The sequence below is a fragment of the Rathayibacter sp. AY1F8 genome, assembly GCF_002932165.1.
Lineage (GTDB): Bacteria > Actinomycetota > Actinomycetes > Actinomycetales > Microbacteriaceae > Rathayibacter.
This window is the reverse complement of the sequence record NZ_PSVB01000001.1, coordinates 200,836-215,489: the sequence shown is the minus strand read 5'-3', so window position 1 is coordinate 215,489 and position 14,654 is coordinate 200,836. Positions and strand designations below refer to the sequence as shown.

The window sequence follows — 14,654 nt, the reverse complement described above, 5'->3', positions numbered from 1 at the left end:
TTCGCTGCAGAACCCGAGAGGACACGTCGACGATGACGTCACGACCCCCGGGCGGAGGCAGGCCCTCGCGCCTGCTCGCCGCCACCCTCGCCGCATCCGCGACGATCGCCCTCGCCGCCGGCGCCGCCGTGCCGGTCGCCGTCGCCGCGACAGCGGCGACCACTCCCGCGCAGAGCCTGCTCGCGGACTTCACCTTCGACACCGCCCCGAGCGGAGGCGCCTTCACCGACAGGTCGACCCGTGCCGCCGTGAAGGGCACGCCGACCCTCGTCGCCGGCCGCACCGGGCAGGGCAGCGCCGTCTCGCTGTCGTCCTCGTTCTGGCTCGACCTCACCGCGACCGACGGGCAGCCGCTGCTGAAGGGTCGCGACTCCGTCACTCTGTCGTACGACTCCAAGCCCGCCGCCGCGGACAACGTCGGCTGGTCGGTCTTCGCCGCTCGCTCGGCCGCGACCCAGGACTACGCCCAGGAGAAGTACGTCGGCGTCCTCGACAGGACGAACGGCATCACCGTCGAGCGGTACGCCAACAGCGGCGCCCGCGACTCCTCGGGCAACCTCACCGGCCCGAGCAGCACGGAGTGGAAGCACGTCGATCTCGTGCTGAGCGCCGGCACCGCCCGCCTCTACGTCGACGCGAAGCCCGTCGCCGTCACGACGGCCGGCCCCTCGCTCGCGACGGTCCTCGGATCGACCGGCGGAGTCCTGCAGATCGGCAAGGCCAACTGGGGCGGCGGGGAGTACTTCACCGGACTCCTCGACAATCTGCGCGTCTACGACCGCGCCCTGACCGGGGCCGAGCTGGGCGCGACGAGCAGCACCGTGGCGACCGACCTGCGCGCCGCGCTCGACGTCCCCACGACCGTGCTCGGCGACCTGCCCGCGCAGGTCCTCGGGAACACCGTGACGTGGACCGCCTCCGGCGCCGGCGCCGCGCGCGTCTCCTCCACCGGCGCCGTGAACCTCTCGGGCCTCACCGCTCCCGTCGCCGTCCGCCTCCAGGCAGCCGTCGCCGGGCAGACCTACGCGTGGGACAGCACCCTCGCCGTGCCCGGCGGGCGCATCGCCACCTCCGTCAAGACCGTCACCACGACGAACGGAGTGAAGGACGACCCGCTGGCGTACAACGACGACCGTCGCGCGGACTCGCTCTTCACGGCCGCACTGCCCGCCGGCGCGACCACCTGGGAGCCGCTGAACCGCTCGCAGTCGATCCTCTCCGTCCTCAAGGACGGCGATCAGGCGCAGCGCCCGAACGCCCAGATGGGCTCGCCGCTGCTGTTCCGCTCGAAGGACGGCTCGCTCGGCGCGGTCTCGTCGCAGAACAACGCCACGGACTCCGTCTACCTCTGGAGCTCCGCCGACGGCCGCACGTTCCGCGACCAGCGCGTCCTCCGGGTCGCGCCGGGCTCGGTCGTGACCGACCCGCGGATCGTCTTCGACTCCGCCCTCGGCGTCTACAAGCTGTTCTGGACCGATCTGCTCACCACCGAGGGCCGCGTGACGCTGTTCACGGACCTCGCCTCCGGCACCGCTCCCGGAGCGACCACCCGCGCCGACGCCCGCGTCCCCGGTGTCCAGGGCTCGGGTCTCCCCGCCGGGTTCACCCAGGGCCAGGCCGGCGAGACGGCGCTGACCTCGACCGAGTTCAGCACGTTCTACCGCGAGTACGTCGACCTGAAGAACACCGGTGTGAAGTCGCTCAGCGGCTCCGTCGACTCCGGCGCCGGATCCGCTGCGATCGCCGCAGCACTCCCGGGGCAGGCCGTGATGGAGTACAACGACGGCTCGACCAAGTCGCTCAACGTCGACTGGCAGGACGATCTGACCACCGCCGTCGACACCTCGCGTCCCGGGACCTACCGGGTCACCGGCTCCGTCCAGCAGGACCCCGAGGCGATGGTCAACGAGGCCCGCGCGGATCCGCACGTCTTCTTCAACGAGGACGACGGCTACTACTACCTCACGGGCTCGCACTACGGTCAGGACTCGCTCGGCCCGATCGAGGAGAGCTCCAGCTACCGCAAGATCGGCCTCAAGCGCTCGAAGACCATCGCCGGTCTCGACTCCGCTCCCGAGCAGATCGTGATCGACCCCGACGCCGGCACGCCCGGTCGCCAGAGCCAGTACCCGAACACCTTCTACGGCTGGGGCGGATACATCTGGGCGCAGGAGTTCCACAAGATCAACGGCACCTGGTGGATCGTCGCCGGCATGAACAAGGGCTACGCGCCTGTGGGCGGCTGGTGCGACAACACCGTCCTGATCCCCTACACCGGGACCGACGCCTCGATCGCCGAGGGCGGATTCCTCGACCAGACGAAGTGGGGCGAGCCGGTCGTCCTCGAGGGCGCGGCCTTCGACGTCAGCTACATCGACCGCCAGGAGAACGGCGCCACCCAGGGCTACTGGGTCCTGCCCAACGGCAACACGCTCTCCCTCGCCAAGGCGACGATGGGGCCCAAGGGCACCGTCCCGCTGGTGACCGGTGCGGTCACCCGCATCTACGGCGAGAGCCAGCCGTGGGAGTCGGGCAAGCGCTCGCCGACCCCGTCCGACACCACCGAGGGCAACGACCAGGGCGTCGTCGAGGCGCCGTTCATCGTGTCCAAGGGAGGACGCATGTACCTCACCTACTCGGGCGGAACGGTCGACAAGTACTACTCGCTCGGCCTGCTCACGGCCGACGCGAGTGCCGACCTCCTCAACCCCGCGACGTGGACGCAGACCGCGTTCCCCGTGCTGGACACCGAGGACACCTACCTGGGCCGCCTCGGCGCGGACGAGACGCAGTACTTCTCGCGCCAGCAGGCCGGCACCGGGCACAACTCGTTCGTCGAGGACGAGTCGGGCAACCTGCTCCTCGCCTACCACGCCCGCCCCTACCCGGACCCGCACACGGCGACCGATCCGCAGAACGCGGGCGGCCTGTTCGATTCGGACCGCAACACCTGGTTCAAGGGCGTGAACATCCGCGCGAGCGGCCGGCTCGACCTCTCGCTCTCGAAGGAGCAGGAGGTGGCCTCGGCCAACCGCACCGTCACGGCGACGATCACCGTGAAGGCGCCGGCTGTGCCCGTCACCGCCACTGCAGCGGCTCGCTGCGTCGCGGGCAAGGTGGTGGTCACGCTGACCACTGTCAACAAGGCCGCGTCGACCGCCGACCTCCGCTGGAACACCCTGTGGGGCGCGAAGACGCAGCAGATCGATGCGGGCCGGACCGCCTCGCTGGCCGTGACCACGCGGGCCGCCTCGGTCGCCGCCGGCACCGTCCAGGGGGTCGCCACCGTCGGCAGCGCCTCCGCTCCCGTGAGCGCCGCCTACCCGGCGCTCCGCTGCGGCTGACCTGACCGGGTCCTCCGACCGACGACGCCCGGCCGCCTCTCACCTGAGGGCGGCCGGGCGTCGTCGTTCCGGTCTGCGGTGATGTGCCGGGCGACCGGGTCGCGACCCTCGATGATCTCGGCGGTGCAGCCGGCATCGCGGGAGAAGACCCACCGGATGACGCGGCCGCGTCGGACGACCGGACCGTTGCGATCCACGAACGACTCCCCATCGAGGGGAGGTCGTCGGTCGGCGACGTACGGGGTGTCGTGAGTCGGACGGGAAGAGGCGAGCCGGTCTGCCGCTGCTGCACGAACCGGCCCGCCCCTTCGGCATCGTCTCAGTGGACGAGGGCGGCCTCCGCCTCGTCCCAGGCGGGGTTCAGGTCTTCCTTCTTCCCTCGGATGAGGAGGAATCCGGTGAGAGAGGCCGCGACCATGGTCACTGCTGCGGCCAGGAACACGGCCTTGTAGCCGTCGGTGAATGCGGTGAGCTCGGCCGTTCCGGACGCGATGGCGGAGTCCGCGGTGCTCGCGTAGAACACGGTGAACACCGCGAGACCGATGGACCCGCCGATGTGGAAGACGGAGTTGACGACGGCGGAGGCCACTCCGGCGTCCTCGTTCTCGACCCCGAGAAGGGCGAGGTTCTGGACGGGCACGAAGAGCATGGAGAGTCCGATTCCGAGCACGACCAGGGCGGGCAGGACCTGGAGGAAGTAGTTTCCGTCCGGGGTGATGCCGAGGAGCAGGAAGAGCCCTGCTGCCGAGACGAGCGGCCCGACGATCATCAGGGGTCGGGGGCCGAACGTGTTGAGGATCTTCGTGGTGACGGGTGAGAACGCCATGATCGCGACGGTCATGGCGAGGTTCGCGAGTCCTGCCATCAGCGGTCCCATTCCGAGCACGATCTGGAAGTAGAACGCGAGATAGAGGATGGCCCCGATCATCACGGCGCCATTGGCGGCCTGGATCAGGATCGCGCCGCCTCGCACACGACGCAGGATGACGCGCAGGGGCAGCAACGGCTGGTCGACCTTGCGTTCGATGAGCACGAAGACGGTCAGCAGGACGATGCCGAGTGCGAGGAAGGCGACGGTGTCGATCGCGCCCCATCCGTGCTCGGCTCGGGTGAACCCGTAGACGATCGCGCCCAGTCCCAGGGTCACGGTGACGGTTCCCCAGACGTCGTAGCGGTTGTCTCCTTCCGCCTTGCTCTCGCGAAGCACGAGAGCCCCGCCGACGAGGCCGAAGGCGACGAAGATGAGGTTGACGAAGAGGCACCAGCGCCAGTCGGTGAATTCGGTGAGCACGCCGCCCAGGATCAGGCCGATTGCGGCTCCGGATCCGGCGACCGTGCCGAAGACGGCGAAGGCGAGATTGCGCTCCTTGCCGTGGGCGAACGTCACGGTGAGCATGGCGAGTGCGGCGGGGGCGAGCAGTGCCGCGAAGGCGCCCTGGACGCCGCGAGCGATGACGAGTTCCATGCCGCTCTGCGACAGTCCGGCCCAGAGCGAGGCCGCTCCGAAGCCGATCATTCCGACCATGAAGGTGCGCTTGCGGCCCCAGTAATCGGCGATCCGACCGCCCAGAAGGAGAAGTGCTCCGAAAGCGAGGGCGTAGGCGGTGACGACCCACTGGCGCAGGCTGTCGCTCATCCCGAGATCCAGTTGGGCCTGAGGCAGGGCGATGGTGACGATCGTCGTGTCGAGGACGACGACGAGCTGGGTCATGGCGAGAACGGCGAGCGCCCACCAGCGGGCGTTCGGCTTGTCCGCGATTCTGGACATGAAGAAACCTCCAGGCTTCTGAGGAATGAAGTCGCTGGAGGTTTTCAGCCTCGGATCCCGCACCGGCAGTGCATCTGACCGCCCGCAGCTCCGAAGCTGGGCAGGCCGTTACCGTACCACAACTGTACAATCATGAATGTACAGTTGCTTTCTGATTCGTCGACCGTGACAGCCGTCCCTCCGGCTGCAGTCCGTCGTCAGGACGGCTCGACACCGAGGGGGTCGAGCCTCACCTTCCGACGTCGGCAGGAGAGGATGGCAGACTGGCGGCCGACGCTGTCGCACCCGCTCGTGCGGTGACGCGTCGACACCCTCCGGGCGCCTCAGCACCCGCCGTCCCTAGCCGCTCACTCGGACCGAGGGAGCGGCGGAATCGATCACGACATGGAACCGAACCCGCCCAGCGGTGAGGAGGTCCTGCCTTCCCCTCGGACGTCTCCTCGCGCGACGCGACCCAACAACCGGACTCGGATCCTCGACGCAGCGGTCCGTGTCGCGGCGAGGGAAGGTTCTGTTCGCGTCACGCTCGAAGCGACTGCCGAAGAGGCTGGGCTGACACGCGGTGGAATGATGTACCACTTCCGCGATCGAGCCGATCTCGCCCATGCTCTCCAGGAGCACGTCGCGGCCGGCTGGGAAGCCCAGCTGATCGACGTCGCGGGGAAGACCGCGGACGAGGCCACCTTGACGGAGCGCGTGAGTGCCTACGTCGCCGTCGCCCTGACGCCGTCGACGCACATGCAGATCGGACTCCTCCAGGCCACGGGCAGCGACACCGCTCTCCGAGCGCCGGTAGCGGAGGTGCGCCGAAGGTGGACGCCCTCCGCAGAGGAGACCGCGACCGATCCGATCGCTCTCCGCCAGTTCATCGCCTGCCTTGCGGCTGACGGCCTGTGGTCACACCACTCCCTCGGAGGCGATCGGATACCGGACGACACTCGAGCCGCGGTGATCTCCGAGATCATCCAGCTCTCCAGCACGGGGTGATGCACGAAGGGCGCGTTCCGGCGTGAGGCGGGTCCCCCGCCCGCCTCGCACTGCTGAGGATGCAGCAGCGACGGCGTCCTCGAGGAGCGCCGCCACCGCCTCGCGCCGCGGCAGCACGGTCGCGAGCGCGGCGCCCATGACGGTCGGCGATGCCTCGTGCTGCCCCGGAGCGCTCGGGACGCGGTCGGAGGCGACGCACGTGTCGAAGTCGCTCCACCTGGAGCGTCACCGACACGACCGGTCCGACGACGGCCGACCAGGAGACGTCCCGCGTGCGCCCGCACTGGCACTCCGCTCGTCAGCGGGACAGCAGCGCGACGTGGATCTCCTCGGCGAGGAGGTCCAGCGCTCTCGCGTGGGACGCCAGGAAGGCCCGGCCGTCGCGCGTGATCGAGAAGCGCTCGATGCGCTGCAGTGCGGTCCTCCTGCCTCTCTCCAGGAGCACCAGGCCCCGGCGGGAGAGCCGGAGGAGCCGCTTGCGCACCTCGAGGACCTCGACACGGTCGCCGGAGCGGAGGTCGAGGACTGCTCGCAGGCGGGTCTCGTCGCGGTTCTCTCCGGTCGCGAGCGCGATCAGGATGAAGACGTCGATGCTGCAGTCGAGCCCGCAGGCTCCGCAGCGGTTCGTGCACCGCGCAGAGCGTGCCAGGGACACGAGGAATCGATCGAGGCGCATCACGGGTGTCTCCTGGGGAACGGCGGTCTTCTGCTGCAACGAGAGGAACGGGCCGGACCGGTCACGGTCGGCCCGCATCCGGGAGTCCGCTCAGGAGAGGTTCGCACATCAGCGATCGGTCCGGACAGCAGGATACGGCCCGATCGCCGCCCCGGTCCGCAGCCGGTGGTGATGCCGCCGCGGCGGGATCGTCGGGCGATCAGGGTCGAGGACCCGTCCGTACGGCGCAGGGGGGCTCAGGAGAGAGGGAGGGCGTTGCCGTTGATCAGCAGGAGGTCGTGTCCTCCGACGGCAGCTGCGCTCCCGGCCGCTCCGTCGTCCTTCTCCTCGGTGAGGGGGTGCGACTGCACGACCTTCGTCAGCACGAGCCCGGTGGTCGGGACGGTCCTGGTTCTCACTCTGTGGTGCATCTCGTCGGTCGTCCTCCAGAGGTGGCGGCGCTGCAGGTCGGGCGCAGTGCCGGTCGGGGCGGGACAGCGGAGGAGCGGGCGATCGTGGCGCCCGCTCCCCCGCCTTCTCAACGGCAGCTGCGTGCCGAGTAGTCGACGCTCGTCTGCGTGCTGATGGTCTTCCCGTCGACGACGGCCTTTCCTGTCGCGGCCACCGACCCCGCGGGGATCGAGACCGCTCGGGTGGTGACGGCGCTCGACGCGGACGATCCCGGAGCGACTCCGGTCACGGTCTTCGAGCCGAAGGCGGTGACGGTCGTGATGTCCATGATCGAGCGGCTGTCGTTCTTGACCACAGTGGTCAGGACGACCTTCCCGCTGACGCAGCGGGTCGACGCCGTGGCGGTCACGGTCAGCGGCGACGTGACGGTGACCTTCGCGGTCACAGTCCGGTTCGCGGGTGCGACCTCCTCCGTCGGCGTCAGATCGAAGACCGGCCGGCCGTCGGCGGCGTAGTGGATGCGGGCGAGACGGGTGTCGCGGCCGTCACCCCCGACTCCGTTGCCCCAGGTGTGGTAGACGTACACGTCGTTGCCGTCCTCGTCCTGGGTGACGGCTCCGTGGCCGGGACCCTGCTCGTAGGTGCGGTAGTCGAGGACGCCGTCGGGCATGGGAACGCTCTGCAGGAGCGGGGCGTCGTACTTGGTCCAGCTCGCGATGTCGGTCAGGTCACTGCCCTCCTTCGCCCAGGCGCCGCCCACGATGTACTTCGGGCTGACGCCGCTGCTGGAGTAGACGAGCGTGATCCTCCCGTCGCGCTGGATCGCGAACGCTCCCTCGGACAGGTGGTCCTCGAACGTCAGCGAGGGCACGATGATCGGGGTCGGCTCGCCGATGACGCGGGTGGGGTTCGCGGGATCGACCTTGGCGATCCAGGTCGCCGGGTCGCTCACTCCGTTGTCGACGTAGCGCTGGGACCAGGCGTAGTACGCAGTTCCACCGGACTCGAAGTAGGTCATGTCGAGGCTGATGTTGCGTCCCGTGCCGGGGCGTCCGAGGGCGCTCCCGTCGCTCTTCACGACGGCGCGCGGCGCGCTCCAGTCGGAGGGGTTCGCGGGGTCTCCGCCGTCGCGCAGCTGCATGATGTGCGCCTGCACCGTGAACCACTGACCGTTCTGGTTCGACTGGTCGTTGTCCGGGTTGAAGCACGGGGCGAACAGGATGGAGAGCTTGCCGCCGATCTCGTGGATCTCGGGGGCCCAGTAGCAGCCCGCGATCACCTTGCCCTCGGCGGTGCGGTCCATCCGCGTGGTGCGGTTGAGGAGGTCCACCTCACGGGCCCGTCCGCCGTTGTCGTCGCTGAGCTGGTCGATGCTGTCGGCGACCCGGATCGGCAGGTGCTGCGAGGCGACGTTGTTGTTGTTCGTGTCGTCCGTGGCGGTGAAGAGGTACTGCGTCTTCCCGTTGCGCTCGTAGCGGTAGATCGTCGGATCCGCGCGGTTGTAGGCGAACGGCTCGTTGTACTGCCGCTGGCGGACGGTCCCGGAGAGGTCGTACGTTCCCGGGCCCTTCGCGGCGAGGTCGGCGAGCTGCTGCTGGTTCCAGTCGATGCCGAGGCTGCCGGTCGAGCCGTCGTTGTAGGAGAGCTGCGCCTTCACTCCGGACAGGGCGGAGGTGTCGCCCTGATCGATCGTCTGCGGTGCGACCGAGGATCCGGTGTTGACCGTGCGGCCGAACTTCTTCACGAGCGAGTCGGCGACGGAGCCGGAGACGGTCAGCGCGCCGCCCGGCAGAGCGTCGGCGACGCGGCCCGAGACTCCGGAGAGGTCGGGAGCGGCGACGGTGGCGGGGCTTCCACCGAGGACCGCACCGCGGTTCCCGTCGGTCACGACGACGCTGCGACGGCCGCCGTCCTTCGGCCAGAACGCCTGCGCGCGGAGCTCGGTGCGGGCGAGGTCCGTGACGGTCGTGTACTTCGCCGCCCCGGAGGAGTCCGTCCAGGAGACGAGGTAGCGGTTCTGGTCCGTGTCGAAGACGGCCTTCGGCGCGACGACGCCGCCGGTGGTGCCGAGGTCGATGAGGCCGAGCTCGGTGAAGTCGGACGCGGTGGCGTCCGTGGCCTTGAAGATCAGAGCGCTCGAGGCCCCGGTGCCGTCGGACGCGCCCGACTGCAGGACGCGCGTGGCGATCACGCCGACGGTGCCGTCGGCGAAGGTGAACAGCGAGGGGTTCGCGAGGCCGCGGTTGTCGGCCTTGTCGGTTCCGAGGAAGACCCCGTCGGCGAAGAGGACTCCCGAGTTGCCCGAGAGCGGTGCTGCGTCGGCGACGGACGAGCCGAGTGCCAGGTGGAGGCCGCGGGCGATCGTGTCCTGGTTCGCCTTGTCCTCGCCGGTCGGCGTCCGGGTGTACGACACCACGGTCTTCGCCGTGGAGGCGCTGAGGACGGTGGTGCGGAAGGTCTTCGTCAGCGTGGTGGCGCCGACCTTCACGGAGGCGGTGAGCGCGAGTGCCCGGTCGGTCGCCGAGTCGTTCACGAGGCGGCTGCCGGACAGGCCGGCACCGTCCGCGCTCCACGACACGGTGTAGCCGGCGACCGTGGGAAGAGCGGTTCCGGAGGCGACGGTCGGCGGGACGACGAGGGCGGTGCGCAGGCGCGCCGTGGCGTCGGCCTCGGTGTCGGCGGCGACGGTGACGGTTCGCGCGGTGCCGGTGGCGGCGGATCCGGCGAACGTCGCGGTCGGGGTCAGGGTCACGGTGGCGTTCGCCGAGCCGGGTGCCGGGCGGCGCACGGAGCCGTCGGTGCCGATCACCGCGGGGTCGCTGCTCGCCCAGGTGAGGACGGAGCCGCCCGCGCCGCGGGTCGGGAGGGAGAGGTCGCTGGTGACGGGTCCGGTCACGGCGATGGTCGCCGCGGCGGCGTCCGATGCAGCGATCGCGGCAGCGGCCGGAGCCGCGTCCTCGCGCACCTGGTCCTGGGTCAGTGCGGAGGAGTAGACGTGCACGTCGTCCATCGCCCCGGCGAAGAGAGGGTCGGGGCCGTAGAACGACTTGCCGAGGAGGCCGGAGAAGGCGGAGGTGCCGACAGTCGCCGCTCCGGTCGCGGAGGTCGGGGTGGTCTGGGCGAGCCGGCCGTCGACGTAGGTCGAGACGCTGACGCCGCTGCGCAGGACCACGGCGACGTGGCTCCAGCGGCCGGTGGCGGCGGGACCGGAGTCGGCCGCGCGCTGCTCCGAGCCGTTCTTCACGGCACCGATCAGGCTGCTTCCGCACTGGGGCGTGGTGAAGAGGTACCGCTCGGTCGACTGCCCGAGCGCGTACGCCCAGCTGCAGTTCTGGTTCCCCTCCCAGCGCAGCCAGGCCGACATGGTCACGTCGGTGGTGGCCGCCGTGGTCAGTCCCGGCGCGATCTCGGCGTAGGCGGCGGAGCTGCCTGCGGCGCCGCCGGGGAGGCGGAGTGCGCGGTCGGTGCCGCCGCGCGGACCGGCGACGGTCGTCGCTCCGGTCCCGCGCACGGTGGCGGAGCGGCCGGCAGCGGAGTCGGTCAGGGTCGTGCCCGCGCCCACGGCGGAGCCGACGGCGGCGGACGAGGAGAAGTCGTAGGAGAGGACCGGGCTGGGCACCGCGGCCTGTGCGGGTGCCGCGCCGAGCGCAGCCCCTCCCGCTGTCAGGCTCGCGGCGACCAGGAGGGCCGTCGTGCGTCGGAACCGCATTGTTCGTCTACTTCCGTGGGAGAGGTGGATGCGGGGAGCACGGACCCAGGGTCCATGCTCCCCTGCTCCGGTGGCCGGAGGCCCCGGAACGGAGGAGGTCAGGGGAGGGGCGGCTGGACGCCGCCCCTCCCCTGTCACCGGCCTAGCGGCAGGTGAGCGCCGAGTACGGCGCGGTGGCCGTCCTGGTGCCGTTCGCGTCCTTCGAGGCGACGCTCACCTCGCCCGCGGTGACCGAGGTCGCCCGGGTGGTGAAGGCGGCGGACACGGACTTGCCGGGAGCGACCCCGGCGAAGGTCCTGCTCCCCCACTGCGAGCCGACGGTCATCTCGACCGTGGAGCCGCTCGTGTTGGTGCCGGTCGCGGTGACCGTCACCTTGCCGGCGACGCAGCGGCTCGCGGCCGAGGCCGTCAGCGACGGTCCGGGAGGAGCCGTGGCGGTGATGGTGGCGATGGCCGGCGTCGCTGCCGAGTTGGCGAGCTGTCCGCGCACCTGCACGGTGTCGCCCGCCTTCTTCAGCGAGCTGAGATCGGCGGTCGCCCACGTCACGGCGACCGTCTCACGGTGGCCGTCCTTGAACGTCGAGCCCACCGTGGCGGGCAGGTCGACGGTGGTCGATCCGGCCTGAACGGTCCGCGCCACGGCGTCGATCGAGGTCACCAGGAGCGACGGGTTCCACTTCGCGGCGAGCCCGTCGCGCTCCTTCGCAGTGATGGAGACGACGGATCCGTGGCGGGGCGACGTCGGCAGCGAGAAGCTGCTGGGGATCGTCCACTGGATGTCGCCCTCGAGCGAGTTCGTGCCGAGCGGGATGTAGCCGCGTCCGCCGTAGTTGTCGGTCCAGAGGAAGTACTTGTACCCCGCCCGGTCGCCCTCGTTGGTCTTGAAGATCTCGGGACCCTCGACCTCCGGCGTTCCGGCGGTGCGGCCGATGCAGGTGTCGATGAGGCTCCACGCACCGGAGGCGGTGGTGGCGCGGAGGTTCGTCGACTTCTGTCCGATGATGTCGGGCGAGGGGCAGCCGCTGGTCTGGGTCGCCTTCGTGAAGCGGTAGTAGGTGTCGCCGTCCTTGAGCATCGTGGCGTCGATCAGTCCGTTGCTCTTGTTGAGCGAGGGGACGTCAGCGGCCTTGAACCAGACCTCGGGGGTGGTGAAGTCGCGGAAGTCGCGGGTGGTGGACGTGAGGATCTGCGGTCCGTTGCCGTCCTCGACGTTGCGCGTGCTGTCGGTGAAGAGGGCCGAGGTCCAGTAGACGACGTAGGCGTCGATGGTGGGGTCGTAGGTGGCCTCCGGTGCCCAGGTCATGCCCGCGTTGGGCAGGTTGACCTCGACGTGGCGCTGCTGGCCCCAGTTGACGAGGTCCGTGGACTCCCAGATCTCGAGGTAGCGGCTGCCGCGGTTGGTCGATCCGCCGAAGCCGGTGGTGCCGACGGAGAGGTCGGTGGCCATCAGGAAGAAGCGGTCGCCCTCCTTCGAGCGGAAGACGAACGGGTCGCGCAGCCCCTTCGTGCCCATGGTGGAGGTGAGGATCGGCTGGGCGTCGTTCAGGGTCTTCCACGTGAGCGAGTCGTTGCCGTCGGAGGTCGCGAAGCGGATCTTCTCGCCTTCGATGCTGTCGCCGGTGAAGTACGCGAACAGGTACGCGTCGAGGTCGCTCGCGGCCACGGGAGCCGCGGCCGGAACGGTGCGCGTGAGCGTCCGCACGAGGGGCGTGGTGCCGGGCACCGTGACCGTCGCGGTGAGGGTGACGGTGGTGTCGGCGGACGGGCGCGTGAGCGAGCCCTTCGCGACGACGTTCGGCGCGGTGCCCTTGTCGGCGGAGGTGATGACGGCCTCGTTCGACGAGGTCCAGCTGACCACGGCGCTGGAGCTGTTCGCGCGCGCGGCGGTGGCGGCGACGTCGGCTCCGGTCGAGGGCAGGTTCAGGCTGCCGCGCACCGGTCCGGCGAGAGCGGGATCGTTGCTGATGCCGTCGGCGACGGCCCGGGCGAGCTCGGCCTCGGCGCTGTCACCGGCGGCGTACGCCGGGACGAACACGGTGGTGGCACGGCCGACGACGGTGATGCCGCCGTGGACGGCGGTCGGGGTCAGCGTGACGGTGGCGTCCGGGCTGCCCGCGGCGGGCCGGGTGACGACGCCGCTGGTGCTGACGACGCCGGGGGCGCTCGACGTCCAGGTGATAGTGGAGCCGTTGGCGCCGGTCGTGGGGAGGGCGAGGTTCGAGGTCACGTTCGAGGTGTCGCCGAGCGAGACGGCGGCGTCCTGGTTCGCGAGAACCGAGTGCACGGATGCGGCGCTCTGCTGCACCTGGCCGGCGGTGAGCGCGGAGGTCCAGACCTGCATGTCGTCGATGGCACCGGCCCAGTAGGCGTCCGCGCCGTAGAACGATTTGCCGAGGAAGCCGGAGAACGTGGACGTGCCGATCGCGGACGCGGCGGTGAAGGTCGTGCTGCCCTGGCCGACGAGAGCTCCGTCGAAGTAGGTCGAGACCGACTGGCCGCCCTTGACGACGACCGCCATGTGCACCCAGCGGTTCGCGGCGACCGGAGTGTTGCCTGCGGCCCGCACCTCGGAGCCGCTCTTGATCGCGCCGAAGCCGGCCGGTCCGCACTTCGTGGTGGAGAGGACGTGGGAGTCGACGCTGGAGCCGAGCGTGAAGGGCCAGGTGCAGTCCGGAGCACCGCTCCAGCGCAGCCAGGCGGACATCGTGACGTCCTGCGTGCCGGCGGGGATCAGGCCCGGGGCGATCCGGACGTGCGGCGCGGCCGACGTGCTCGATCCGCCCGGGAGCGAGAGAGCGCGGTCGGTGGAGGCGCCGGAGGGACCCGCGACGCTGGTCGCGCCGGAGTTGATCAGGGTGCCGGGGTGGTTGCCCGGAGCGGAGTCTGCGACGACGGCTCCATTGGCGAGCGTCGCGCCGATGCCGTCGAACGAGTACTGCAGCGCGGGAGCGGGGACGGTCTCTGCGGCGCCGGCGGCGCCGATCGGTCCGAGTACGCCGCCGAGGCAGGCGATGGCGAGCGTCAGCGCGGCGCCCGCTCGGGGGAGGCGTGAGCGCCGGGTGCGCTCCTGCCGGGGGGTTCGTGACATGGGGGGTCCTTCAGGTGAGGGGTCGGAGGGGGAGGACGGAGCCCGCGCGATCGGCCGGCGGAGTGGTGAGTCCGGCGTCCGTCTGGCGGGGAGGGAATCGCCGGAAGGCGGCCCGGGACGCGGGCCTGGCGACCCGTGATCGGGAGGCGGAGGTCGACGTGGGTGCGAGGACGAGACGTCGCGCGCTGCGGGCGCCGACCGCGGTCACCGCGTGGAAGCTGTCGGCCGGGCCGACAGTCATCGGGGCCGGGCGTGGGCCTGCGGCGGGAGGGTGCGGCGGGAGGGTGGTGCTGTCGTCATCATCGACGTTCCTCTCAGGTTCGCCTTCGAACCGGTCGGAGTGGGACGCGAGGCGCGAGGACGCGCTTGCCCACTTCAGGTGACACCGTACCGACTTTTGTTAACGGTAACAATGGCGGATTCCCGGGCGATGCCGCAGCGACGGCGGGTGTGAGCGCTCTCTCCCTGCGAGCTCGGGGATCCGCGTGGACGGATCACCCTCGCCCGGCGGGGCTCGGACCGGATCCGCTCGAGACCGGCACTTGACACCGGCTCCGCGACCGGTCGATGGTTGTCCACGTCAACATGCAGGTCGTGATCAGCTTCCCATCCCACTCGGAGCGTCGGCGCTGACGCGTCCCGCGGCGGGACGACCGGATCACCATCCCGGTCGCTCCGGCGCATCCTCTGCC

The 14,654-nt window shown here is 70.6% G+C and carries 7 protein-coding genes; 2 read left to right on the top strand and 5 right to left on the bottom strand.

The annotated features are described in order from the left end of the window. Nucleotides 1-32 precede the first annotated feature (32 nt). Nucleotides 33-3,344: a family 43 glycosylhydrolase gene (locus tag C5C35_RS00935; protein WP_104261158.1), complete on the top strand. Its 3,312-nt coding sequence runs from the start codon at nt 33-35 to the stop codon at nt 3,342-3,344. Nucleotides 3,345-3,663: 319 nt separating this feature from the next. On the opposite strand, the gene C5C35_RS00930 is transcribed toward C5C35_RS00935, so the two are convergent. Continuing rightward, nucleotides 3,664-5,112, bottom strand: a complete 1,449-nt coding sequence (locus C5C35_RS00930) for an MFS transporter (RefSeq protein ID WP_104262334.1) — start codon at nt 5,110-5,112, stop codon at nt 3,664-3,666. A 384-nt stretch (nt 5,113-5,496) separates the two neighbouring features. Between C5C35_RS00930 and C5C35_RS00925 the strand changes: the two genes are divergently transcribed. Next, nucleotides 5,497-6,099, top strand: a complete 603-nt coding sequence (locus C5C35_RS00925; protein WP_104262333.1) for a TetR/AcrR family transcriptional regulator — start codon at nt 5,497-5,499, stop codon at nt 6,097-6,099. 298 nt (nt 6,100-6,397) lie between these two features. Here the strand turns inward: C5C35_RS00925 and C5C35_RS00920 are convergent, their stop codons facing one another. The 4 genes from C5C35_RS00920 to C5C35_RS00910 all read right to left on the bottom strand — a co-directional run bounded on the left by C5C35_RS00920 (nt 6,398) and on the right by C5C35_RS00910 (nt 13,962). Continuing rightward, complete coding sequence (locus tag C5C35_RS00920) at nt 6,398-6,778, bottom strand: hypothetical protein (protein ID WP_104249689.1); 381 nt, start codon at nt 6,776-6,778, stop codon at nt 6,398-6,400. A 233-nt stretch (nt 6,779-7,011) separates the two neighbouring features. After that, nucleotides 7,012-7,173: a hypothetical protein gene (locus tag C5C35_RS16845; RefSeq protein ID WP_181027229.1), complete on the bottom strand. Its 162-nt coding sequence runs from the start codon at nt 7,171-7,173 to the stop codon at nt 7,012-7,014. A gap of 119 nt (nt 7,174-7,292) precedes the next feature. Beyond that, nucleotides 7,293-10,874, bottom strand: coding sequence for a family 43 glycosylhydrolase (locus C5C35_RS00915; RefSeq protein ID WP_104262332.1), 3,582 nt, complete (start codon nt 10,872-10,874; stop codon nt 7,293-7,295). A gap of 142 nt (nt 10,875-11,016) precedes the next feature. After that, entirely contained in the window at nt 11,017-13,962 is a 2,946-nt protein-coding gene (locus C5C35_RS00910) for an immunoglobulin-like domain-containing protein (RefSeq protein WP_104262331.1), read from the bottom strand. Nucleotides 13,963-14,654 lie beyond the last annotated feature (692 nt).

Coding starts and splice junctions, on each gene's coding strand:
- C5C35_RS00935 (WP_104261158.1), top strand. CDS start 33: ATGACGTCACGACCCCCGGGCGGAGGCAGGCCCTCGCGCCTGCTCGCC.
- C5C35_RS00930 (WP_104262334.1), bottom strand. CDS start 5,112: ATGTCCAGAATCGCGGACAAGCCGAACGCCCGCTGGTGGGCGCTCGCC.
- C5C35_RS00925 (WP_104262333.1), top strand. CDS start 5,497: ATGGAACCGAACCCGCCCAGCGGTGAGGAGGTCCTGCCTTCCCCTCGG.
- C5C35_RS00915 (WP_104262332.1), bottom strand. CDS start 10,874: ATGCGGTTCCGACGCACGACGGCCCTCCTGGTCGCCGCGAGCCTGACA.
- C5C35_RS00910 (WP_104262331.1), bottom strand. CDS start 13,962: ATGTCACGAACCCCCCGGCAGGAGCGCACCCGGCGCTCACGCCTCCCC.